This is a genomic window from Streptomyces sp. NPDC047974 (genome assembly GCF_040653375.1).
GTDB lineage: Bacteria > Actinomycetota > Actinomycetes > Streptomycetales > Streptomycetaceae > Streptomyces.
Map to the genome: position 1 here is coordinate 108,736 of NZ_JBEZNU010000023.1, position 22,244 is coordinate 130,979.

General features: G+C 73.2%; 22 protein-coding genes. 15 read left to right on the forward strand and 7 right to left on the reverse strand.

The features are described 5' to 3' along the window. The first annotated feature begins 11 nt into the window (after positions 1-11). Entirely contained in the window at positions 12-1,331 is a 1,320-nt protein-coding gene (locus AB0E19_RS28265; protein ID WP_362185004.1) for a phytase, read from the forward strand. 8 nt (positions 1,332-1,339) lie between these two features. Here the strand turns inward: AB0E19_RS28265 and AB0E19_RS28270 are convergent, their stop codons facing one another. After that, complete coding sequence (locus tag AB0E19_RS28270; protein WP_362185005.1) at positions 1,340-1,825, reverse strand: VOC family protein; 486 nt, start codon at positions 1,823-1,825, stop codon at positions 1,340-1,342. 98 nt (positions 1,826-1,923) lie between these two features. Here AB0E19_RS28270 and AB0E19_RS28275 point away from each other — a divergent pair, with 98 nt between their 5' ends. Then, on the forward strand, positions 1,924-3,297 hold the full coding sequence (locus AB0E19_RS28275; protein WP_362185006.1) for a cytochrome P450: 1,374 nt from the start codon (positions 1,924-1,926) through the stop codon (positions 3,295-3,297). A gap of 6 nt (positions 3,298-3,303) precedes the next feature. Here the strand turns inward: AB0E19_RS28275 and AB0E19_RS28280 are convergent, their stop codons facing one another. The 5 genes from AB0E19_RS28280 to AB0E19_RS28300 all read right to left on the reverse strand — a co-directional run bounded on the left by AB0E19_RS28280 (position 3,304) and on the right by AB0E19_RS28300 (position 8,694). Continuing rightward, positions 3,304-4,515 (reverse strand): helix-turn-helix domain-containing protein, encoded by a 1,212-nt coding sequence (locus tag AB0E19_RS28280; protein WP_362185007.1) that lies wholly within the window; start codon positions 4,513-4,515, stop codon positions 3,304-3,306. Between the two features lie 218 nt (positions 4,516-4,733). Further along, a complete protein-coding gene (locus AB0E19_RS28285) occupies positions 4,734-5,678 on the reverse strand; it encodes a hypothetical protein (protein ID WP_362185008.1) in 945 nt (314 codons plus the stop codon). A 37-nt stretch (positions 5,679-5,715) separates the two neighbouring features. Beyond that, complete coding sequence (locus AB0E19_RS28290; RefSeq protein WP_362185009.1) at positions 5,716-7,293, reverse strand: DUF6801 domain-containing protein; 1,578 nt, start codon at positions 7,291-7,293, stop codon at positions 5,716-5,718. A gap of 65 nt (positions 7,294-7,358) precedes the next feature. After that, complete coding sequence (locus AB0E19_RS28295) at positions 7,359-7,979, reverse strand: hypothetical protein (RefSeq protein WP_362185010.1); 621 nt, start codon at positions 7,977-7,979, stop codon at positions 7,359-7,361. Between the two features lie 85 nt (positions 7,980-8,064). Beyond that, positions 8,065-8,694 carry a hypothetical protein gene (locus AB0E19_RS28300; protein ID WP_362185011.1) on the reverse strand — a complete coding sequence of 210 codons (630 nt, stop codon included), beginning with the start codon at positions 8,692-8,694 and terminating at the stop codon, positions 8,065-8,067. A 615-nt stretch (positions 8,695-9,309) separates the two neighbouring features. On the opposite strand from AB0E19_RS28300, the gene AB0E19_RS28305 reads away from it, so the two are divergent. From AB0E19_RS28305 to AB0E19_RS28365, 13 genes are read left to right on the forward strand one after another with little or no spacing between them, the layout of a single operon-like run. Continuing rightward, positions 9,310-10,323 carry an ATP-binding cassette domain-containing protein gene (locus tag AB0E19_RS28305; protein WP_362185012.1) on the forward strand — a complete coding sequence of 338 codons (1,014 nt, stop codon included), beginning with the start codon at positions 9,310-9,312 and terminating at the stop codon, positions 10,321-10,323. Then, entirely contained in the window at positions 10,320-11,084 is a 765-nt protein-coding gene (locus AB0E19_RS28310) for an ABC transporter permease (protein WP_362185013.1), read from the forward strand. The genes AB0E19_RS28305 and AB0E19_RS28310 overlap by 4 nt, the downstream gene beginning before the upstream one ends. Before the next feature lie 2 nt (positions 11,085-11,086). Beyond that, positions 11,087-11,893 carry an ABC transporter permease gene (locus AB0E19_RS28315; protein WP_362185014.1) on the forward strand — a complete coding sequence of 269 codons (807 nt, stop codon included), beginning with the start codon at positions 11,087-11,089 and terminating at the stop codon, positions 11,891-11,893. Position 11,894: 1 nt separating this feature from the next. Beyond that, positions 11,895-13,148, forward strand: coding sequence for an MCE family protein (locus AB0E19_RS28320; RefSeq protein ID WP_362185015.1), 1,254 nt, complete (start codon positions 11,895-11,897; stop codon positions 13,146-13,148). Continuing rightward, on the forward strand, positions 13,145-14,203 hold the full coding sequence (locus AB0E19_RS28325; protein ID WP_362185016.1) for an MCE family protein: 1,059 nt from the start codon (positions 13,145-13,147) through the stop codon (positions 14,201-14,203). Before AB0E19_RS28320 ends, AB0E19_RS28325 begins: the two co-directional genes overlap by 4 nt. Further along, positions 14,200-15,249: an MCE family protein gene (locus AB0E19_RS28330; protein ID WP_362185017.1), complete on the forward strand. Its 1,050-nt coding sequence runs from the start codon at positions 14,200-14,202 to the stop codon at positions 15,247-15,249. Before AB0E19_RS28325 ends, AB0E19_RS28330 begins: the two co-directional genes overlap by 4 nt. Next, positions 15,246-16,286, forward strand: coding sequence for an MCE family protein (locus AB0E19_RS28335; RefSeq protein ID WP_362185018.1), 1,041 nt, complete (start codon positions 15,246-15,248; stop codon positions 16,284-16,286). Before AB0E19_RS28330 ends, AB0E19_RS28335 begins: the two co-directional genes overlap by 4 nt. Next, positions 16,283-17,548: an MCE family protein gene (locus AB0E19_RS28340; protein WP_362185019.1), complete on the forward strand. Its 1,266-nt coding sequence runs from the start codon at positions 16,283-16,285 to the stop codon at positions 17,546-17,548. Before AB0E19_RS28335 ends, AB0E19_RS28340 begins: the two co-directional genes overlap by 4 nt. Continuing rightward, positions 17,545-18,819, forward strand: coding sequence for an MlaD family protein (locus AB0E19_RS28345; RefSeq protein ID WP_362185020.1), 1,275 nt, complete (start codon positions 17,545-17,547; stop codon positions 18,817-18,819). The genes AB0E19_RS28340 and AB0E19_RS28345 overlap by 4 nt, the downstream gene beginning before the upstream one ends. Beyond that, the gene (locus AB0E19_RS28350) at positions 18,816-19,328 is read left to right on the forward strand and encodes a hypothetical protein (protein WP_362185021.1); all 513 of its coding nucleotides are present in this window, start codon (positions 18,816-18,818) and stop codon (positions 19,326-19,328) included. The genes AB0E19_RS28345 and AB0E19_RS28350 overlap by 4 nt, the downstream gene beginning before the upstream one ends. After that, the gene (locus AB0E19_RS28355) at positions 19,325-19,894 is read left to right on the forward strand and encodes a hypothetical protein (protein ID WP_362185022.1); all 570 of its coding nucleotides are present in this window, start codon (positions 19,325-19,327) and stop codon (positions 19,892-19,894) included. Before AB0E19_RS28350 ends, AB0E19_RS28355 begins: the two co-directional genes overlap by 4 nt. Positions 19,895-19,920: 26 nt before the next feature. Further along, complete coding sequence (locus AB0E19_RS28360) at positions 19,921-20,463, forward strand: hypothetical protein (RefSeq protein ID WP_362185023.1); 543 nt, start codon at positions 19,921-19,923, stop codon at positions 20,461-20,463. A gap of 33 nt (positions 20,464-20,496) precedes the next feature. Next, the gene (locus AB0E19_RS28365; protein WP_362185024.1) at positions 20,497-21,225 is read left to right on the forward strand and encodes a hypothetical protein; all 729 of its coding nucleotides are present in this window, start codon (positions 20,497-20,499) and stop codon (positions 21,223-21,225) included. Positions 21,226-21,230: 5 nt separating this feature from the next. Here AB0E19_RS28365 and AB0E19_RS28370 read toward each other — a convergent pair whose 3' ends face one another. Beyond that, entirely contained in the window at positions 21,231-22,022 is a 792-nt protein-coding gene (locus tag AB0E19_RS28370) for a putative protein N(5)-glutamine methyltransferase (protein ID WP_362185030.1), read from the reverse strand. Between the last annotated feature and the right edge of the window lie 222 nt (positions 22,023-22,244).

A 22,244-nucleotide genomic window follows, 5' to 3' on the forward strand; every position in this document is an offset into this window, starting at 1 on the left:
CGAGGAGTACCGTGAGCGCCTCCGCTCTGACCGCCCTGGCCGCCGCATTCAGCGTCGTGGCCGCGGTCCCCGCCACCCCCCAGCCCGTCACCGTCACCGCCCGCGTCGAGACGCCCGTCGTGTACGACGACGAGGTCGGCGGCCATTCCGACGCGGACGACCCCGCCGTCTGGGTCGACCCGACGCGGCCCGGCCGCAGCCTCGTCATCGGCACCCTCAAGGAGGGCGGCCTCGACGTGTACGGGCTCGACGGCCGCCGCGTCCAGCACATCGCCGCGCCGCCCGCCCCCGGCGAGGACGCCGCCCCCGGGCGGTTCAACAACGTCGACCTCGTCCACGGCTTCGAGCTGAACGGACGCCCGACCGACCTGGCCGTCGTCAGCGACCGGGGCCGCGACCGGATCCGCGCCTACGCCATCGACCCGGCCGCCCTCGCCGCCGGCCGCGCCCCGCTCAGGGACGTCACCGCCGCCGACGTCACCCCCGTCTTCGCCGCGAGCGAGGCCGAGGTCGACGACCAGACCACCGCCTACGGCCTCTCCGCCTACCGCGACGGAGACGACGCCTACGTCGTCGTCTCGCAGCGCGAGCGCAGCCGGCTGCGCCTGCTCGAACTGGAGGACCGCGGCGGCCGGGTCGGCTACCGCACCGAGGACACCCTCGACCTGCCCCGCTCCTTCACCCTGCCGAACGGCACCGCCTGGCGGCCCTGCGCCGACCCCGGCGAGCTGCCGCAGGTCGAGGGCATGGCCGTCGACCAGGAGGAGCACGTCCTCTACGCCGCGCAGGAGGCCGTCGGCCTCTGGCGCGTCGAGATCGACGACGAGGAGTTCGAGCGCCCCGAACTCCTCGACCGCGTCCGTGAGTACGGCACCCCGTGGACGTACGACGAGGCCGAGGAGGAGTGCGTCCTCGACACCGCGAACGACCCCGGCTTCGGCGGCGAGCACCTGAGCGCCGACGCCGAGGGCGTCACCGTCTACCACGGCGACGACGGCACCGGCTACGTCCTCGCCTCCAGCCAGGGCGACGACACCTTCGCCGTCTACGCGCGCGAGGGCGCCAACGCCTACCTCGGCTCCTTCGCCGTCACCGACGGGCCCGCCACCGACGGCGTGCAGCACTCCGACGGCGCCACCGTGGTGAACGTGCCGCTCGGCACCGCCTTCCCCAAGGGCCTGCTCGTCACCCACGACGGCGAGGCCACCCCGGCGGACGGCGACCGCGAGGGGACGAACTTCAAGTTCACCCGCTGGGACGACGTCGCCGGGGCCTTCCCCGAGCCGCTGACCGTCGACACCGACTCCTTCGACCCGCGCGACACCGACTGACCGGCCGGTCACACCACGCAGAACTCGTTGCCCTCCGGGTCCTGGAGCACCACGGCGTAGTAGTCCATGCCGTGCGGCTCGTCCATCCTGCGCAGCACGGTCGCGCCGAGCGCGGTCAGCCGGGCCACCTCCCCGTCGACCCGCGCCCGGCGCACCCCGAGGGGCACCCCGCGTCCACCGCCGACCTTCAGGTCCAGGTGGACGCGGTTCTTCCCCGTCTTCGGCTCCGGGACCTGCTGGAACCAGACCCGCGGCCCGACCCCCGCCGGGTCGACCAGGGACTCCGGCAGGTCCCCCGCCCCGTCGCCCAGCTCCTCCTCCGGCACCCCGGACGCCGCCCAGTACGCCCGCCAGCTCGCGTACCCCTCCGGCGGCGGCTCCGGCACGTACCGCAGCGCCTCCGCCCAGAAGGGCACGAGGCGGGCCGGATCCGCGCAGTCGATCGTCAGCTGGAGGGTCGGTGCGGGGCGCTCGCCCCTGTCGTTGTCGTCCATGCCGCCGAGCCTCCCAGACACCACCGACAACAGAAGCTACCCATCGGTCACTTCGTGCGGGACAATCCCCACGGCGCCGCGACCAAGGGGGAAGCCACATGGCCACCGAAGCCCGCACCGAAGCACCCGTCCTCACCGGACTGCCCGTCCTCGGCTCGATGTTCGACCTCAGGAACGACTCGCTCGGCACCTTCCTGCGCGCCCGGCGCGAACACGGCGACGTCGTCCGCATCACCGCCGGCCCGCCCGGCGCCCGGGCGAACGTCTACGCCGTCTTCTCCGCCGAGGGCGCCCAGCAGGTCCTCGCCGCCGAGTCCGCCAACTTCCGCAAGGACAACGCCTTCTACCAGGAGATCCGCGAGTCCTTCGGCAACGGCCTGCTCACCAGCCAGGACGAGGACTACCTGCGCCAGCGCCGGCTCGTCCAGCCGCTCTTCACCAAGCGCCGCGTGGACGGCTACGCCGACGCCATCGCCACCGAGGTCGCCACCCTCACCGCCGAGTGGGAGAAGACCGGCGCCACCACCGTCGACGTCCTCCACGAGTCGACCCGGCTCGCCCTGCGGGCCGTCGCCCGCATCCTCTTCGGCACCGACGTCGACTCCGCCGTCGAGGTCGTCGAGCGCTGCTTCCCCGGCGTCGGCTCCTACGTGCTCAGCCGCGGCTACGCCCCGGTCAAGGTCCCCCGCGACTGGCCCACCCCCGGCAACCGGCGCGCCGCCGCCCTCCACCAGGCGCTCTACGAGGAGTGCGACCGGATCATCGCCGAGCGCAAGGCCGGCGGCCGGGCCGACGAGGACGGCGACGACCTGCTGTCCCTGCTCGTCCGCGCCGAGTCCGCCGAGGACGGCGCCTTCGACGCCACCGAACTCCGCGAGCAGGTCCTCGTCTTCCTGCTCGCCGGCCACGAGACGACCGCCACCTCCATCGGCTTCGCCCTCCACCTCCTCGCCCGCCACCCCGAGGCCCAGCGGCGCGCCCACGAGGAGGTCGACCGGGTCCTCGGCGACCGCGCCCCCGGCGCGGCCGACCTCGACCGCCTGCCGTACGTCACCCGGGTCCTGAAGGAGGCCATGCGGCTCTTCCCCGCCGCGCCCGTCATCGGCCGCCGGGCCGTCGCCGCCACCACGATCGGCGGCGTCGCCATCCCGGCCGGCGCCGACGTCGTCGTCGCCCCCTGGGTCACCCACCGGCACCCCGCCTACTGGGAGGACGCCGAGCGCTTCGACCCGGACCGCTTCACCCCCGAGGCGGAGGCCGCCCGCCCCCGCTACGCCTGGTTCCCCTTCGGGGGCGGCCCCCGGGCCTGCATCGGCCAGCACTTCTCGATGCTGGAGTCGGTGATCGCGCTCGCGACGATCCTCCGGCGCCATGGCTTCGAGGCCGTGGACACCGAGGTGCCGGTCGCCCCCGCGATCACCCTCCAGGCCGCCGGACCGGCCCGCTGCCGGCTCGTCCCCCGGGAGGTGTGACCCGCGTCAGTCCGCCGGCCCGCGGCCGTGGAGGTGGAGCGAGCGCAGCGCCGCCTCCAGGGCGAAGCGGCGCTCGGGGTCCAGGAGCCGGTCGCCGAAGTGGTTGTCGAGGTTCCGCAGCCGGTAGCGGACCGTCTGGGCGTGCACGCCGAGCAGCTCGCCGACCTGCTCGGCCGGGGCCCGGGTGGAGACGTGCACCCGCAGCGTCTCGATCAGCCGCTCGCGGCGGGTGCCCGACAGGCCGTCCAGCGGGGCCAGTTCGCGTTGGGCCAGCTGCGCCGTCAGCGCCGGGTCGGAGAGCAGCCACAGGGTGGTCAGATGGTCCTCGCACGCCACCACGGGCGCGTCCGCGACGACGCCGTCGACGACGAGCTGGAGGACCCGCCGCGCCCAGCGCAGCGAGTGGGCGGCCTGCGCCGGCGGCATGGTGAGCCCGAGGACCGCCGGGGTGCCGGCCAGGGCCGCGTCGAGCATCTCCCGGCGCTCGGCGGTCAGCGGACCCGGCACCAGCAGATGGGGGTGCGGCAGGCTCAGGTCGGCGAGGACGTCCCGGTCGAGCCGGTCGGGCACCACCCGGGTGGCCGGCGGCCGCAGGACGACCAGGGTGCACTCGGCGGGGAGCTGCCAGGACGCCTCCCGGCACAGCTCGGCGACGGCGGCCCGGGGCAGCGGCGGCCCGGCGACGACGAGGTGGAGCAGCTTCCGGCGCAGCGCCGCCACGTCGGAGACCGCGCGGGTCCGGACGGAGACGTACCCCTCGCGGGAGAGGGACTCCAGCTCGTCCACGTACGCGAAGAGGGCGTCCGCGAAGGCGAGGATCAGGGTGGGGGAGAGGTTGTAGGTGCGCCCGATGCTCTTGGCGCGCCGCAGAGCCACGCGGGCGCCGAGCCGGTAGGCGCCCAGTAAGGAGTCCAGGGCCCTCCCCTCGTACGCCTCCACCCGGCCGAACTGGCGGAGCAGCTCGTCGCGGAGGGTGGAGCTCGTCCCGGGGGTGTCGACCCGGTCCACGAAGGCGGCCAGGGCCTGCTCGACGCCCTGGCGGATGGCGTCGCAGTGGGGGCCGTTGAAGAGATGGGTGTACACGGGGTAGGCACGTTCGATCTCGAAGCCGATCTCCTTGACGAGCCCCGGGATCTCCGGTCGCATCAGGGCGGCGAACTCTCGCGGCAGCGGATCGAGCGGCTCACCGAGCTCCGGTGACTGTGCGGTGGAGGGCATGGACCGATCCCTTGCTCTGCTACGTGACCGGTGGGGGAGCGGCGCTGCGGCGCCCGGCCGGGGTTGGCGGGCGCCGCAGGAGCCATCAGGTACGTACCGATGTGGATTCGCTGAAAGCTAGGACAACTACTGTGTGCTGTACACAACTTGAGCAAGAGTCATGTACGCGATGAGGGCGTACGCGGCCGAGTCGGCCGGTTCTGACTCCTGAGTGGCCGTTAGTTGACGGCCGAGTGCCAGTTGCGCGAGAAGACCTTGCCGGCGTCGGGGGCGAGGACCCCGGGGGCGAACAGACCCGTCAGATAGGTCTGGGTGTCGTTGAGCAAGAGCTTGTTCTTCCCGGCACCGGCGGGCAGCCCCGTCTTCAGGTTGACCGCCGCGTCGATGATCCCGAACCAGCCGAGACCGCAGCCGCTCGCGCCCGGGACGGCGAAGCCGTCGTCGTACTGGGTGGCGCCCAGGAGGTCGAGGCGGCTCATCTCGCCCTCCTCGTTCGCGGTGCCGTCGCCGTCGAAGCGCGTGACGCCGAACCCGGGCGCCGTGAGGTTCTTCGGGCGGAGCAGGATCGGGTTGCTCTTGGACCCGATGTAGCAGTTGTCGCCGAGGAACGGGTTCTGCAGTCGGATGCGGACCGGGATGGTCACGATCGGCTGGTCGGTGAGGACGCCCGCGATCTGGTCGAACTCGGAGGGCGTGCCGACCGATTCCATGGTGGCGGTGATCCGGTTGAGGTCGGCGTCCGTCAGCTTCCGGCAGATGTCCGTGACGAACGGGATGTCGCTCGGGCACATCAGCCCCATCAGACCGCCGGGGACGGTGGCGGAGTCGGCGATGAGGGCGCCTCCGGCGGGCGCGACCACCGAGTTGGTGCCGTCGGCGTTCTGCACGACGCCGATCTGGAGGTTGGTCCTCCCGGTGGGCACCGTGGTGTTGCCGAGCTTGATGGAGCCGCTGAGGGAGTACGACACGACGCACTGCGGCGAGGTGTCGAGACCGTCCGTGGCGACCATGGCGGTGGCGTCGACGGGACACCGGGTGGACGGCGCCCAGCCGCCGTTGAGCACCGGGGCGGCGGCCGTCGCCGTGCCCATGGAGGCGAAGGCGCCGAGCGCGGTGAGCGCGGCGACGGTGGCGAGCTTGGCGCGGGCGGGGACGAGGGGCATGGCGGGGCCTTTCGGTCGGGGGCGGCGGTGCCCGGGTTCAGCGCTCGGGCTTGGGGACGACGGCGGGCTGGCGGTCCTCGGTGCACTGGCCCGGAGGCGGTACCTCGACGCCCACGGGGCAGGTCTGGCCCTGGATCTGCTTGACGTAGTTGTCCGGCCCCGAGATGGCGGCGGTCAGCAGCCGGTCGAGGTCCTCGCCGCCCGCGCCGCAGTCCTTGAAGGGCGGGATGGTGACGGTGCCGGTGAGGGGGCCGCCGCCGGTGAGGACGTAGCCCTCGGCGTCGGTTCCGTTGATGAGCTGACCCTTGCCCAGGAGGACGAGGTGGTCTCCGGGGTACGTGACGGGGTCGGGTTCCGGCGAGGTCAGCGGCTTCTCGGTGCGGCAGTCGGGGCCGACGTCCAGGGGGGTGCCGTTGACCTGGGCGTCGAGGACGCGCAGGACCAGCGGGGCCCTGACGTACGTCGTGGAGAGGTTGTCGGGGAAGACCAGGAGGACGTCCGAGTCGACGGTCATGGGCCCGGTCTGCTCCAGGACCAGGGTCGCCGTGGTCGGGGTGAAGCCGAAGGTCAGGAAGGTCGCCCGGAAGGGCGGGGTCTGGGCCCGCCCTTCGTAGGAGAACCTGGCCACGGACTTGGTGATCAGATGGATCCCGTCGTCACGGAACTCGATCTGGGGCTCGCCCTGCTCGATCAGGGTGCAGGACACCGGGACGACGTTGGCGCCGTTCAGCTTCCGCACATTGGAGTAGCCGGTGATGTACGCCGACAGCGACATCGGTGTCGGCTTCTCGGTGATGCACGGCGGCGCGTCCGGCCGGGGCGCCGGGGTCCCCGGCGTCTCCTCCTCGGCCGTCGCGAGCCCCCGGCCCTCCGCCTCGGGCGTCTTCGGCACGCCCGGCGTCCCGCGCGTGGCTCCCGGCGCGCTCGGCGCGCCCGGCGGCGGGGCCGGACGGTCCGTGGGCAGGGACGGGGACGGCGAGGCGGGCGCCGAGGCCGAGGGCGCCGGGACCGACGGCGTACCGCCGGAGGCGCCGGCGCCGACCGGGACCCGGGCGAGCACCGTGCGGCCCTCCGCCTCCGGGGCCGGGGCGCAGGCCGCGGACAGGGACGGGGGAGTGGTGGCCGCGCCGTCGTCCGCGCTCGGTGCGAGGTCCACGGCGAGCGCCCCGGCGGTGAGGACCAGCTCCCCCTCGGCGTCCGTGGTCAGGGACGGCACGTCGCCGGTCGCGGCGAGGACGAGGGGCCCCTCGGCGGGCACGGCGACGGGCGGGGCCGTGCCGCTCCAGGTGGCCTCCGTGCGCTGCTCGTGCTGCGCCACGCCGACCGCGAGACGCGTCTCGGCCCGTACGGCGGCGGCCCGCGGAGTCGTCAGGTCGGCGACGGCCGCGGCCGGGAGTTCGACGGTCGTGGTGACGTCGGCGGGCCGGATCTCCTCGCCCGCGGAGGCCCGTTCGGGGAAGGCCGCCGTGATCCGCACCGTGGCCTGCTGCGGCCCCGAGGGCAGGACGCAGACGTACGGCAGCGCGGCGTCGACCTCCACCGTGCCGACGGCGACGGCCGCCGCGGGGAGCAGCGGGGCGAGCGCCACGAACGCGGCGATCGTCGCACCGCGCACCCGCGCGCGGGAGGATCGTGGGGTGGTCCGGGGGCCTGGCATCTGGTGCTCCGCTCGGAGGGGGCTCAGGGGTTGGTGCCGACGATCGCCGGGCCGGTGGTGGTGCCGGTCATGGTGACCAGGTAGGTCCCCGTGAGGGTCGGCCGGGAGCCGACGGGGACGAACATGCCGCAGCCGGCCGCCGAGACGACGGTGAGTTCGCCGGCGAGGCTGCCGACGGCGAAGCCGCTCGTCGCGTTGGTGTACGTGCTCGACGCCTTGCCGGTGACGCGGAAGACGCAGGCCCCCACGGTCACCTTGAGGTCGACGCCGCCGACGTACCCCCGGGTGACGCCGGCGCCGTGGTCCTGGGCCAGGACGGGCAGCGGGGTGACCGGGGTGACGGCCATGGGGCCCAGGGGGGTGGTGCAGGGCGCGCCGGGGGCGCCGAAGGCCAGGGTGTCGATGACGGCGACGGGCGCCGGGTTGCCGGTGGCGTCCTGCACCCGGCCGGAGGCGGTGGACCGGCTGCACGCCAGGGCGAGGCCGTTGACGCCGAGGACGACGTTCCCGCTCACCGCGGTGAAGTCGCCGGACGGGGTCACCGTCCAGAGCGTCGACGGCGCCGCCGTGGCCGGCGGCACGGCGAGGACGCACGCGACCGCGGCCGTCGCGACCGCGGCGAGTCTTCCGGGCGGCTTCTTCATGCGGGTCTCCTCGGGGGCGGGGCGCGGACAGGCCCGCGTCCGCCCGGCCGGGGGGCCGGCCGGACGGACGCGGAGTCCCGGTGCCTTACGGGTTGGAGCCGACGATCGTCGGGATCGCCGTACCCGCCTTGAAGAGGTACGTGCCCTTGAAGGTCGGCTTCGCGCCGACCGGGACGGCCGAGCCGCAGCCGGTCGACTCGACGACGGTGAGGTCGCCGGCGACGCTGTTGACGGCGAGGGCGCCCGTCGAGTTGGTGTACGTGCCGGAGGCCTTGCCCGTGACGCGGAAGACGCAGGCGCCCACGGTCACCTTGGCGTTGACGTTGCCGATGTAGCCCTTGGTGACGCCGGTCGAGGCGGTGTAGTCCTGCGCGACGATCGTCCAGGGGGTGGTCGGGACCGTGGTCACCGGGCCGAGGACGCTGGTGCAGGGCGCGCCGGTGGCGCCGAAGGCGATGGAGGTGATCTGGCCGACGGTGGCCGGGTTGCCGGTGGTGCTCGCGCCCGTGCCCGCGCCGTTCGACTTCGTACACGTCATGGCGATGCCGTTGACGCTGAGGACGATGTTCCCGCTGTTGACGGCGGTGATGCTGGCCGGGTTGGGGCTGACGGTCCAGACCGTCGAGGGCACCGCGGTGGCGGGGCTGACGGCGAGGGCGAACGCGGCCGACGCGGCTCCCGCGACCACGGCGATGTTTCTGATCGACTTCTTCATGACTCTGGGGTTCTCCTTGGGGATTGACCGGCAGAGGGTGCTTCGTGGGGGTGCTGCGGTGGGGGCGGAGAGGCCGGCGGCCCGACGCTTTCCCTGCCGCGAAACGAGACGTTACTTGCGGGAAACTTAGCCGAACAATGGCGTGAACCATGATTCTTTGAACTTGTTGTATTGCCTGTCAAGAGGGTGAGCGATGGCGGGAATACGCTTGGTTCCGGGGTGCGTAATGTCGACAATTCTGATCGATCATGCGAGGTCGGAAGGGCTTTTCGTGCGGTCGACCCGCGCATTCCTCCGGCCGGTGACAAAGCGGCGCCCCGAATTGTCTCCCGGCTGATAAAACGGCCGCCGCGGGTGCCTGTTCCGCGAAAACTCCGGATCCGGTATTGCCCCGTGAGGTTACTCGGCCGTAGCGTTCCCGGGAGCCGACGCCCAGTCGCAGGTCGGCGCCCCCATCTGTCGCCCAGGAGACAAGAAAGACCGGCTTGTTTGTCTTCGCGGTGACAAACGCGGAAGCGGATCAATGAGTTTGCGCCACAGCTATTGTCCGGGTGATCCGGAACGGCCTACCGTGCGCCCGCGGCGCACGCGTCACGCACGCCTGCTGGAGGTGGGATGGGAATCGAAGTAGCCGTAGAGGGGCTCACCATGTCCTTCGGCAAGCAGAACATCTGGCAGGACGTTTCGCTGACGTTGCCGGCCGGAGAGGTCAGCGTCATGCTCGGCCCTTCCGGAACCGGGAAGACGGTCTTCCTGAAATCGCTCATCGGACTGCTCAAACCCCAGCGGGGCCGGGTCCTCATCAACGGCGTCGACATGGTCGGCGGCCGGGAACGGGACATCTACGAGACCCGCAAGCTCTTCGGCCTCATGTTCCAGGACGGCGCCCTCTTCGGCTCCATGACGCTCTTCGACAACATCGCCTTCCCGCTGCGCGAACACACCCGCAAGCGGGAGTCCGAGATCCGGCGCATCGTCATGGAACGGATCGAACTCGTCGGCCTGCTCGGCGCCGAGGGCAAACTGCCGGGCGAGATCAGCGGCGGCATGCGCAAGCGCGCCGGCCTGGCCCGCGCGCTCGTGCTCGACCCCCAGATCGTGCTCTGCGACGAACCCGACTCCGGCCTGGACCCGGTGCGCACCGCGTACCTCTCCCAGCTCCTGATCGACCTCAACGCGCGGATCGACGCCACGATGCTCATCGTCACCCACAACCTCGACATCGCCGCCACCGTCCCCGACAACATGGGGATGTTCTTCCGGCGGAACCTGGTCACCTTCGGACCGCGCGAAGTCCTCCTCACCAGCGACGAACCGGTCGTCACCCAGTTCCTCGCCGGCCGCCGCGAGGGCCCCATCGGCATGTCCGAGGAGAAGGACGCCGCCGCCCTCGCCGCCGAGGCCGACAGCGCCGCCGCGAGCCGCCCCGACGGGCCCCGCGCCATCGTCCCTCAGCTGGAGCCCTCGCCGGGACTGCCCCCGCGCGCCGCCGTCGTACGCCGCCGCGAGCGCGTCCTCGGCATGCTGGACACCCTGCCGCCCGCCGCCCGCGCCGCCATCGAGGACACCTACGCGCGCCAGGCCGCCGCCCGGGCCGTGCCGGCGCCGTCCCCCGGGGGCGGCGCGTGATCGGCGGGGCGCTGCGGCAGACCGGCCGCCTCTTCGCCCTCGCCGCCGAGGTGACCCGCGCCGTCTTCCGCAGGCCCTTCCAGTTCCGGGAGTTCATCGAGCAGTTCTGGTTCGTGGCGAGCGTCACGATCCTGCCGGCCGCGCTCGTCTCCATCCCGTTCGGCGCCGTGATCGCCCTTCAGGTCGGCTCGCTCACCCAGCAGCTGGGCGCCCAGTCCTTCACCGGCGGCGCCTCCGTCCTCGCCGTCATCCAGCAGGCCAGCCCGCTCATCGTCGCCCTCCTCATCGCCGGCGCGGCGGGCTCCGCGATCTGCGCCGACCTCGGCTCCCGGAAGATCCGCGAGGAGCTCGACGCGATGGAGGTCATGGGCGTCTCGCCGGTCCAGCGGCTCGTCGTCCCGCGCGTCCTCGCCACCATGGCCGTCGCCGTCCTCCTCAACGGCATGGTCTCCGTCGTCGGCACCCTCGGCGGCTACTTCTTCAACATCGTCCTCCAGGGCGGCACCCCCGGCGCGTACCTCGCCAGCTTCTCCGCCCTCGCCCAGCTGCCCGACCTGTACATCAGCGAACTCAAGGCGCTGGTCTTCGGCTTCATCGCCGGCATCGTCGCCGCCTACCGGGGACTCAACCCGCGCGGCGGCCCCAAGGGCGTCGGCGACGCCGTCAACCAGGCCGTCGTCATCACCTTCCTGCTGCTGTTCTTCGTGAACATGGTGCTGACGGGCATCTACCTCCAGATCGTCCCGCCGAAGGGAGGCTGACGGTGGCCGCCCCGCTCGGCTGGCTCGACCGCTCAGGCGACCAGCTCCTCTTCTACGTCAGGGCCCTGCTCTGGGTCCCCCGGACCCTGCGCCGCTACCTCAAGGAGGTGCAGCGGCTGCTCGCCGAGGTCGCCTTCGGCTCCGGCGGACTCGGCGTCGTCGGCGGCACCATCGGCGTGATGGTCGCCATGACCCTCTTCACCGGGACCGTCGTCGGACTCCAGGGCCACGCCGCCCTCGAACAGATCGGCACCGCCGCCTTCACCGGCTTCGTCTCCGCCTACTTCAACACCCGCGAGATCGCCCCGCTCGTCGCCGGCCTCGCCCTCTCCGCGACCGTCGGCGCCGGCTTCACCGCCCAGCTCGGCGCCATGCGCATCAACGAGGAGGTCGACGCCCTCGAAGGCATGGGCGTCCGCTCCATGCCCTACCTGGTCACCACCCGGATCATCGCGGGCGTCGTCGCCATCGTCCCGCTGTACGCGGTCGGCCTGCTCTCCTCCTACCTGGCCTCCCGCACCGTCACGGTCCTCTTCAACGGCCAGTCCCAGGGCACGTACGACCACTACTTCAACCTGTTCCTGTCCCCGACCGACGTCCTGCTCTCCATGCTCAAAGTGCTGATCTTCAGCGTGATGGTGATCCTCGCCCACTGCTACTACGGCTTCCGCGCCTCCGGCGGCCCCGCCGGCGTCGGCATCGCCGTCGGCCGCTCCGTGCGCAACGCCATCGTGCTGATCAGCGTCACCGACTTCTTCCTGTCGCTGGCCCTCTGGGGCGCGACCACGACCGTGAAGGTGGCGGGGTGAGATGAACGCTCCACGAGGCCAGACCCTGCGCCGCCGCTCCGCCGGCGTCGTCTTCCTGCTCGTCCCCGCCCTGCTCGCGTGGCTGGCGGTCGCCGTCTACGACAAGAGGTTCACCGACTCCGACCCGGTCACCGTCGAGACCGGCAGCGTCGGCAACGAGATGCACCTCGGCGCCGAGGTGAAGCTCCGCGGCGTCGTCGTCGGCGAGGTCCGCGCCATCGACGCCACCGACACCGGCGCCCGGCTCACCCTCGCCATGCGCCCCGGCGCCCTCGGCCACGTCCCCTCCGACGTCCGCGCCCAGATGCTGCCGACCACCCTCTTCGGCGAGCGGTTCGTCGCCCTCGTCCCGCCCGCGAACCCCTCGCCGGAGCCCCTCGGCCCCGGCGACGTCATCCCCGAGGACCGCTCCGGCAACGCCATCGAACTCCAGCAGGTCCTCGACGACCTGCTGCCCCTGCTCACCGCCGTCCAGCCGCAGAAGCTCTCCGCCACCCTGTCGGCCGTCTCCCAGGCCCTCGAAGGCCGCGGCGAGAAGCTCGGCGACACCCTCGCCCGGCTCGACGCCCACCTGAAGAAGTTCAACCCCCAGCTGCCCGCCCTCACCCGGGACCTCAAGGAACTCGTGAAGGTCAGCCACCTCTACGCGGACGCCGCCCCGGACATCCTCACCGCGCTCACCGACTTCACCACCACCAGCGGCACCCTCGCCGAGCAGGAGGCCGCGCTCTCCGGCACCCTCGGCGCCACCACCCGCACCGCCCAGGACCTCACCGCCTTCCTGCGGAAGAACAAGGACACCGTCATCCGGCTCGCCGCGACGAGCCGGCCCACCCTGGAGCTGCTCTCCGAGTACTCCTCGTCCTTCCCCTGCACCCTGGGCACCCTCGCCCGGTTCGTGCCCGCCATGGACAAGGCGCTCGGCAAGGGCACAAGCCGGCCGGGACTGCACGTGAACGTCACCGCCGTCCCCTCCCGGGGCGCGTACGTCCCCGGCCGCGACACCCCCCGGTACGGCTCCGGCGGCGGCCCCCGCTGCCACCCCGTGCCCTACCTCGGCGTCCCCGTCGCCCCCGCCGCCCGCGCCTCCGCGGCCGCCGACCAGGACCTCGGCCCCGCCAACTCCCCGCAGGAGAACGACCTCGTCACCGAACTCCTCGCCCCCGCCGCCGGCAAGCACCCCGGCGACCTGCCGGAGTGGAGCAGCCTGCTCGCCGGCCCGGCCTTCCGCGGAACGGAGGTGACCCTGCGATGAAGGCGAAGGAAGCGGCGTACTCACGCCGCCGCGGACTCACCGGCACCGTCCTCAAGTCCCTGGCGTTCGTCCTGGTCACGGCGGTGGCCACCACCGTCCTCGGCTTCAGCATCGCCGACACCGGCGTCGGCTCCGCCACCCACGCGTACAAGGCGCTCTTCACCGACGTCACCGGCCTCGTCGCCGGCGACTCGGTGCGCGTCGCCGGCGTGAAGGTCGGCGAGGTCACCGACGTCCGCGTCGTCGACCGGCGCCTCGCCCAGGTCACCTTCGAGGTCCGCGAGGACCGCCCGCTGCCCCGCTCCGCCACCGCCGGCATCAAGTACCTCGACATGGTCGGCCAGCGGTACGTCTCCCTCGGCCGCGGCAGCGGCGACCTCACCGGCACCCTCTCCGACGGCGACACCATCCCGCTCGACCGCACCACCCCCGCCCTCGACCTCACCCTGCTCTTCAACGGCTTCAAACCGCTCTTCGAGGGCCTCTCGCCCGCCGACGTCAACGACCTCGCCGGCTCGCTCGTCCAGGTCCTCCAGGGCGAGAGCGGCACCGTCGACAGCCTGCTGCGCCACATCGGCTCCCTCACCAGCACGGTGGCCGCCAAGGACAAGGCCGTCGGCGAGGTCGTCACCCACCTCAACACCGTCCTCACCACCCTCAACGACCGCGAGGCCGGCTTCGAGGACCTCGTCGTCACCCTCCAGAAGCTCGTCACCGGCTTCGACACCGACCGCAAACCCCTCGGCGAGGCCGTCCAGGCCATGGGCGACCTCACCACCACGACCGCCGGACTCCTCCACGACGGGCGCGCCCCGCTCAAGAAGGACATCCGCGAACTCGGCAGGCTCTCCACCACCCTCGGCGACCACACCCCGAGCATCGAGCGGTTCCTGGCCCGCACCCCCGGCAAGCTGACGGCCCTGGCCCGCCTCTCCTCCTACGGCTCCTGGTTCAACCTCTACCTCTGCGAGGCGCGCGTGAGCGGCGTCACCACCTCCGACGGCTCCAAGCCGCCCACCGGCATCGCCGTCACCGAACCGAGGTGCCGCGGATGAGCCTCTTCGGCCGGATCAAGCCCGTGAAGGAACGCAACCCCATCGGGGTCGCCGTCGTCGGGCTCGTCCTCCTCGGCCTCCTCGCCGCCCTCGCCTACCACGCGGACCGGCTGCCGTTCGCCGGCGGCGACACCACCTACAGCGCCGACTTCTCCGAGGCCGCCGGGCTCGACGCCGGCGACGAGGTCCGCGTCGCCGGCGTCAAGGTCGGCGAGGTCACCGGAGTCACCCTCGACGGCCCCAAGGTCAAGGTCACCTTCGAGGCCGGCGACACCTGGGTCGGCGACCGGACCACCGCCGCCATCGCGATCAAGACCCTCCTCGGCGAGAAGTACCTCGCCCTCGACCCGCTCGGCTCCGCCCGCCAGGACCCCGGGACCCGCATCCCGCTCTCCCGCACCACCTCCCCGTACGACGTCACCCAGGCCTTCCAGGACCTCAGCGGGACCATCGACGACGTCGACACCGGGAAGCTCGCCGAGAGCTTCCGCACCCTCTCCGCCACCTTCAAGGACTCGCCGCCGCACGTGCGCAGCGCCGCCGACGGCCTCTCCCGGCTGTCGCTGACCGTCTCCAAGCGGGACACCGAACTCGCCCGCCTCCTGAAGAACGGCGCCACCTTCACCCAGACCCTCAAGGACAGGAAGTCCAGCTTCGAGGTGCTCCTGGAGGACGGCGGCTCCCTCCTCGGCGAACTCCAGAAGCGCCGCGACGCCATCCGCGCCCTGCTCAAGGGCAGCCGCGCCCTCGGCACCGAACTCGGAGGCCTCGTCGGCGACAACGACAAACAGCTCGGCCCCACCCTCAAGGCCCTCGGCCGGGTCACCGACGTCCTGGAGAGGAACAGCGGACAGCTCGACAAGACGCTCGCGCTCGTCGGCCCCTACTACCGGCTCGTCGGCAACACCCTCGGCAACGGCCGCTGGTTCGACAGCTACCTGTGCGGCGTGGTGCCCCGGAACTACCTGCCCGAGGGCTCGCAGCCCACGACCGGATGCATGCCGCCCAAGCAGCAGGCCACGGCGAAGGGGAACGGCACACGATGAGCAGCACCAGGAAACCCCTCGTCGCCGGGCTCGCCCTCGCGGTCCTCGCCGCCTGCGGCCTCGTCACCGTCCGCGCCCTCGACGACGACGGCATCCGCGTCACCGCCTGGTTCGACCGGGCGATCGGCATCTACGCCGGCTCCGACCTGCGCGTCCTCGGCGTCCGCGTCGGCGAGGTCGAGTCCGTCGAACCCCAGGGCACCCGGGTCCGCGTCGCCCTCCGCCTCGACGAAGGCGTCCGCGTCCCCGCCGGCGCCCGCGCCCTCGTCGTCGCCCCCAGCATCGTCGCCGACCGGTACGTCCAGCTGAGCCCCGCCTACAGCGGCGGCCCCGCCCTCGACGACGGCGCCGAACTCCCCGCCTCCCGCAACCGCGTCCCCATCGAGATCGACCAGCTGTACGCCTCGATCACCGACATCGGCGAGGCGCTCGGCCCCGACGGCGCCAACTCCGCCGGAGCCCTCGCCGAACTCCTCGACACCGGGGCGAAGAACCTCAAGGGCAACGGCGCCGCCATCGGCACCTCCATCGACCGCTTCGGCAAGGCCGCCAAGACCCTCGACGGCAGCAGCGACGACCTCTTCGCGAGCCTCGGCCGGCTCCAGACCTTCACCACCATGCTCAAGGAGAAGGACACCGAGGTCCGCACCGCCCAGGAACGCCTCGACGAGGTCGTCGGCTACTTCGCCGAGAACAAGGACGACCTCGCCGGCGCCCTGGAGGAACTCGGCAAGGCCCTCGCCCGGGTGAAGACCTTCATCAAGGACAACCGCGGCGAACTCAAGAAGAACGTCGACCGGCTCGTCCCCCTCACCCGGACCCTCGTCGACCAGCGCGCCTCCCTCGCCGAGGCCCTCGACGTCGCCCCGCTCGCCGCCGGCAACCTCGTCAACGCCTACGACCCGTCCACCCGCACCATCGACGGCCGCGCCGACCTCAACGAGATCAGCATGGGCGGACCGCTGCTCCCGCTGCCCGTCACCGGAGCCTCCGCCGGCGGTGCCACGCCCACCAGCCCCGCAGAGGAGGACCGGTGAGACGCCCCCGCCTGCCCTCGGCCAGGGCCGCCGGAGCCGGAGCCGCCGGCGCGGTCGCCGTCGGCCTCGGCCTGGCCCTCGCACTCGGCGCGCTCCCCACGCCGTCCGTACGCTTCGACGGCATCCAGGACCTGCCGTTGCCCGGCGGCGCCGACCTCGGCGACCACCCCTACACGGTCACCGCCGAGATCGCCGACGTCCTCAGCCTGGTGCCGCAGTCCGCGGTCAAGGTCAACGACGTCGCCGTCGGCCGCGTCACCGCCATCGAACTGGACCCCGGCACCTGGACCGCCCGCGTCACCCTGAAGATCAACGGCGACGTCCGGCTGCCCGCCGACGCCGGGGCCCGCGTCGAACAGTCCAGCCTCCTCGGCGAGAAGTACGTCCAGCTGGTCGCCCCGGCCACGGCCGCGCCACGCGGCGGGACGCGGCCGGCCGCCGCCCACCGGGAGACGGCAGCCCGGCTCGCCGACGGCAGCGTCATCCCGCTCTCCCGCACCGGCCGCAACACCGAGGTCGAGGAGGTGTTCGGCGCCCTCTCCCTCCTGCTCAACGGCGGGGGCGTCAACCAGCTCAAGACCATCACCCGCGAACTGAACGCGGCGCTCGGGGGACGCGAACCCCAGGTCCGCTCCCTGCTCAGGCGGGTCGACACCCTGGTCACCACCCTCGACGCGCACCGCGGCGACATCACCCGCGCCCTCGACGGCCTCAACCGGCTCTCCACCACCCTCGCCGGCCGCAAGAAGGACGTCGGCACGATCCTCACCGACCTCTCGCCCGGACTGAAGACCCTGGAGAACCAGCGGGGTTCCCTCCTCACCATGCTCCGCGCCCTGGACACCCTCTCCGGAGTCGCCGTCTCCACCGTCGAGGCGAGCAAGAAGGACATGATCGCCGACCTCAAGGCCCTCGCCCCCACCCTCACGGCCCTCGCCGACGCGGGCGCCGACCTCCCCGACTCGCTCCAGGTCCTGCTCACCTACCCCTTCACCGACGAGGTCATGAAGGGCGTCAAGGGCGACTACCTCAACACCTACCTCCACCTCGCCGCCGCCCCCGGCACCGAAGTGATCCCGCCCCTCGTCCCGAAGACCGACCCGACACCCACCCCGACCCCGACCCCCACACCGACCGACCCCCTGCCCCTGCCGGCGCTCACCCCGAACGAACCGAACGAACCGAATGAACCGAACGAACCGAACGAACCGAGCGAACCGAACGCACCGAGCGCACCGAAGGACGGAGGCGAACGCCGGTGATCACCCGTGCCGTACGGCTGAAGAACCTCGCCTTCCTCGTCATCGCCGTCACCGTCCTCGCCTTCGTCGGCGTCCGCTACGCCGACCTCGGCCACTACGCAGGACTCGCCGACCACTACACCGTGCGGGTCCATCTCGCCCGCACCGGCGGCCTGTTCACCCACTCCGACGTCACCTACCGGGGCGTGTCCGTCGGCCGCGTCGGCGCCCTCGACCTCACCGCCGACGGCGTCGTCGCCGAGCTCCGCATCAAGAAGTCGGCGCCCCGGATCCCCGCCGACGCGCGGGCGGTCGTCGCCGGGCTATCCGCCGTCGGCGAGCAGTACATCGACCTGCGCCCCGAGAGCGACGGCGGCCCCTTCCTCGCCGACGGCGCCCGCATCGAACAGTCCGACACCCAGGTCCCCGCCCCCGTCACCGACGTCCTCACCAGCATGGACGCGCTCACCCGCTCCGTCCCCCTGGACTCGCTGCGCACGGTCGTCGACGAACTCGGCAAGGCCTTCGAGGGCCACGGCGACGACCTCCAGGTCCTCCTCGACAGCGGCAGCGCCTTCGTCCAGGCCGCCGACCGCTCCCTGCCCGCCACCACCCGCCTCATCCGGGACGGCGAGGTCGTGCTGCGCACCCAGGCCGACGAGAGCCGCGCCATCCGGGACTTCGCCACCGGGGCCCGCGAACTCGCCGCCACCCTCAAGGGCTCCGACGCCGACCTGCGCCGGCTCCTCACCGTCACCCCCGACGCGGCCGGCCAGGTCAGCGATCTCCTCGACGACCTCGACCCGAGCCTGAGCGTCGTCCTCGCCAACCTCCTCACCACCTCCGAACTCGCCCTCACCCGGCAGCGCGGCATCGAGGAACTCCTCGTCACCTACCCGGCGGCCGTCTCCGCCGGAGCCACCGCCGTCGAGGGCGGCCGCCTGAACATCGGCCTCGCCGTCACCTTCTTCAAGCCGCTGCCCTGCACCTCCGGATACGGCGGTACGCGCTACCGCAACGGCCTGGACCTCGGCACCGCGCCCGCCCTCAACACCGGCGCCGCCTGCACCAGCCCCGCCGGCTCCGGGACCAACGTCCGCGGCTCCGCCCACGCGCCCAAGGGCGACGCCGCCCCCGCCCCGGCCCGCGTCCCCGGCTCCCTGAACCCGCTCCCGGACCGCACCGCCGGCGCCGAGCCGCCCCTGCCCGGCGCCCTGGCCCTGCCGGGCCGGACCGGCGGCCCGACCGGTCTGGCCGGACTCCTCGGCATCGCGCCCGGGAGCGCCCGATGAGGCGGGGCCGGCTCCTCTCCGCCGGCGCCCTCACCGTCGCCCTGGGGTTCTGCGCCACCGGAGCCTGGACCTACGCGCAGGCCCGCACCGACCAGGAGCTCGCCTTCGGCCGGGCACGGGACACCGCCCTCGCCGAGGGACGGCAGCGCCTCACCGTCCTCACCACCCTCGACGCCTCCACCCGCGAGCGCGCCGCGGCGGGCATCGAGGCCTGGCGCGACGCCACCACCGGCGCCCTCCGCACCGAACTCGCCCGCACCGAGCCCGCGGTGGGACCCTCGGCCCGCGCCACCGTCACCGAGGCCGCCCTCACCGCACTCGACACCCGCGCCGGCACGGCGAAGCTCATCGCGACCGTACAGGTCGAGGTCACCCCCCGAGGGGGCGCCGCCACCACGGACCGCAAGCGCCTGGAGGCCGTCCTGACCCGCACCGGCGAGTCCACCTGGCGGGTGTCGGCGCTCAGCGCCGTGCCCGTCGCAGGAACCGAGGAGGCCGGCCCCGAATGACCGCGACCCAGACGGCCCCGGAGACGGAACCCGCCGCCACCGGGGAATCCGGGCCCGAGCCCCGCGCCCCCCGATGGCGCACGGCGGCCCTGGCCACCGCCCTGACCGCGCTCCTCCTCGGCGGCGGTGCCTTCTTCCACGGCGCCCACCAGCTCCGGACCACCCCTTCGGCCAGGAACCAGGCCCTCACCGACACCGCCGCCACCACCCGCGTCGGCGGCGACGTCGGCGAGGGCCTCGCCCGGATCTTCTCCTACACGCCGACCAGTGCCGACGCCGCCGAACGCAACGCCGGCACCGTCCTCGCCGGCCGCGCCGCCCGTCAGTACGCCGACCTCTTCGCCCAGGTCCGCACGAGCCTCGTCGAGCAGCGCCTCACCCTCTCCACCCAGGCCGTCCGCACCGGCGTGATCGAACTCGACGGGGACGGCGCCCGCCTCCTCGTCTTCCTCGACCAGGTCTCCCGGCGGGACAAGGGCGCCGCGACCACCGCGGCCGCCCAGCTCACCGTGACGGCCCGGTACCAGGACGACCGCTGGGTCATCACCGACATCGAGACCCGCTGACGATGAGCGGGAGACGGGAGCACCCCATGACACGCGCCGTCCGCACCCGGAACGGCGCCCGGCCCGCCCTGGCCGCGGCCCTCGTCCTCACCCTCGTCGCGGGCGGCTTCGCGGCCTGGACCGGCCAGGCCTGGTACGCCGCCGCCCACGACGACTCCGCCGCCTACGCCGCCGAACGCGACCGGGCGCTCGCCGCGGGGGAGCAGGCCGTGCAGAACCTCAACACCCTCGACCACCGGCAGACCGACCGCGGGCTCGACCTCTGGGAGTCGTCCACGACCGGCGAACTCCACCGGCAACTCGTCGACGGTCGCGCGGAGTTCGAAGGACAGGTGAAGGCGGCGAAGACGGTGACGACGGCCCGCGTGCTCGCCGGCGCCGTCACGGAGCTCGACGACCGCGCCGGACGCGCCCGGCTGCTCGTCGCCCTGCGCGTCACCGTCACCACGTCCGACCGCAAGAGCACCGACAAGGACAGCCGCATGCTGGGCGAACTCACCCGCACCGACGGGCAGTGGAAGCTCAGCGGTCTGGGGCAGGCCCCCGTCGGCGGCACGGCGACCGGCTGACCGACCGCCCCTACGAGGTAAGGACACCGCACCATGCCGACGCCCCGCCACCACCTCAACCGCGAGCGCCGCCGCCAGGCCCGCGCAGACCAGCCGGGCCCCGACCCCAAGGGCCCCGTGGGCCTCCTGACCGAGCCCGCACCGGCGACGCGACGGCGAACGGCGGCGAAGCCCGTACACGAGGAAGAGAAGCCCGTACACGAGGAAGAAGAGACGCGGGAGGCGCGACCGCGGCACCGCTTCCCCCTCCTCGTCCTGTGCGCCCTGACGCTCCTGCTCGGCGGCTTCGCGGGATGGGCGCACGGCAGGACGGGCGAGCTGCGCGACGACCCGGCCCGGTCGAACACCACCCTCACCGACCCGGCGCGGACCAGCGAGATCAAGGGGCGGACGGCCGAGGCCGTCGCCGCCCTCTTCTCCTACGACCACACCGACGCGGCCGCCTTCGACCGGGCGGCGAAGACCTTCCTCACCGGCAAGGCCGTCGAGCAGCACCGGACCCTCTTCGCCGGGGTGCTCGCGCAGGCCGCCGAGCGGAAGTCGGTGATCACCACGACCGTCACCGACAGCGCGGTCGAGCGGATCGACGGCGACCGCGCCCGCGTCCTCGTCTACGCCGACCAGAGCAGCGTCAGCACGGCCGGCACCCGGCAGAAGAAGGCCCAGGACCAGGGCGTCTACGCGGGCGCGATGTTCGCCGTGGACGTCGTCCTGCGCGACGGGAGCTGGCTGGTCGAGGGCATCGACACCTTCGGCCGCTGAGCGGCTCAGCCCTCCAGGGTCGCGACGAGGACGGTCGCGTACCGCTCCTCGCAGGTCTCGAACCGGGGCGTCAGACCGTGCGCGGCGACCGCCTCGGCCGCCGCCCCGGTCTGCCGCTCGCTCGTCTCGACGAAGAGCCGCCCGCCCGGCGCCAGCCACTCCGGCGCCCCGGCGGCCACCCGGCGCAGCACGTCGAGCCCGTCGGCGCCGCCGTCGAGGGCGACGAGCGGCTCGTGCTCGCGCGCCTCGGGCGGCAGCAGCCCGACCTCCTCGGTCGGCACGTACGGCACGTTGGCCACCAGGATCTCCACCCGGCCGCGCAGGTCCTCCGGCAGCGGCGCGAAGAGGTCGCCCTCGTGGACCCGGCCGCCGCGCGGCTCGACGTTCCTGCGGGCGCAGCGCACGGCGGCGGGCTCGATGTCCGCGGCGTGCACGCGGGCGCCCGGGACGGAGGAGAGCAGCACCGCGCCGGCGGCGCCGGAACCGCAGCACAGGTCGACGCAGAGCGCGCCGGGCGCGGCGAGCGCGACGGCCCGTTCGACGAGGAACTCGGTGCGTCGCCGCGGCACGAAGACGCCGGGGTCGACGGAGATCCGCAGCCCGCCGAACTCGGCCCAGCCGACGACGTGTTCCAGCGGGTGGCCGAGGGCACGCCGCTCGACGAGCACGTCGAGTTCGGCGGTGTCACGGGCGGCTGCGATGAGGAGTTCCGCCTCCTCCTCGGCGAAGACGCACCCCGCGGCGCGGAGCCGGGCGACGGTGGTGGAGCGGAGGGGGACGGTGGGGTCGAGCGACATGAGGGACCTTCCGGGAAGCCGTGCGGAGGCTCCCGCGGCCGCTACGACCGAGCCGGTGGTACGGCCGCCGAGGGGGAGCTTCCTGCCTGCGTGGTGCGGATCGAACCCACCTCCTCCGGTTGCCGTGTGCAGAGCCCGATGATCAGGGCGGACCACGTCGGCCGTGCGGAACGGCACGTACTCCATGGCGGTGTGCTCCCAGCGGTCCGCGACGCCCCGGCT

Coding starts and splice junctions, on each gene's coding strand:
- AB0E19_RS28270 (WP_362185005.1), bottom strand. CDS start 1,825: ATGGACGACAACGACAGGGGCGAGCGCCCCGCACCGACCCTCCAGCTG.
- AB0E19_RS28275 (WP_362185006.1), top strand. CDS start 1,924: ATGGCCACCGAAGCCCGCACCGAAGCACCCGTCCTCACCGGACTGCCC.
- AB0E19_RS28280 (WP_362185007.1), bottom strand. CDS start 4,515: ATGCCCTCCACCGCACAGTCACCGGAGCTCGGTGAGCCGCTCGATCCG.
- AB0E19_RS28285 (WP_362185008.1), bottom strand. CDS start 5,678: ATGCCCCTCGTCCCCGCCCGCGCCAAGCTCGCCACCGTCGCCGCGCTC.
- AB0E19_RS28295 (WP_362185010.1), bottom strand. CDS start 7,979: ATGAAGAAGCCGCCCGGAAGACTCGCCGCGGTCGCGACGGCCGCGGTC.
- AB0E19_RS28300 (WP_362185011.1), bottom strand. CDS start 8,694: ATGAAGAAGTCGATCAGAAACATCGCCGTGGTCGCGGGAGCCGCGTCG.
- AB0E19_RS28305 (WP_362185012.1), top strand. CDS start 9,310: ATGGGAATCGAAGTAGCCGTAGAGGGGCTCACCATGTCCTTCGGCAAG.
- AB0E19_RS28320 (WP_362185015.1), top strand. CDS start 11,895: ATGAACGCTCCACGAGGCCAGACCCTGCGCCGCCGCTCCGCCGGCGTC.
- AB0E19_RS28325 (WP_362185016.1), top strand. CDS start 13,145: ATGAAGGCGAAGGAAGCGGCGTACTCACGCCGCCGCGGACTCACCGGC.
- AB0E19_RS28330 (WP_362185017.1), top strand. CDS start 14,200: ATGAGCCTCTTCGGCCGGATCAAGCCCGTGAAGGAACGCAACCCCATC.
- AB0E19_RS28335 (WP_362185018.1), top strand. CDS start 15,246: ATGAGCAGCACCAGGAAACCCCTCGTCGCCGGGCTCGCCCTCGCGGTC.
- AB0E19_RS28350 (WP_362185021.1), top strand. CDS start 18,816: ATGAGGCGGGGCCGGCTCCTCTCCGCCGGCGCCCTCACCGTCGCCCTG.
- AB0E19_RS28355 (WP_362185022.1), top strand. CDS start 19,325: ATGACCGCGACCCAGACGGCCCCGGAGACGGAACCCGCCGCCACCGGG.
- AB0E19_RS28360 (WP_362185023.1), top strand. CDS start 19,921: ATGACACGCGCCGTCCGCACCCGGAACGGCGCCCGGCCCGCCCTGGCC.
- AB0E19_RS28365 (WP_362185024.1), top strand. CDS start 20,497: ATGCCGACGCCCCGCCACCACCTCAACCGCGAGCGCCGCCGCCAGGCC.
- AB0E19_RS28370 (WP_362185030.1), bottom strand. CDS start 22,022: ATGTCGCTCGACCCCACCGTCCCCCTCCGCTCCACCACCGTCGCCCGG.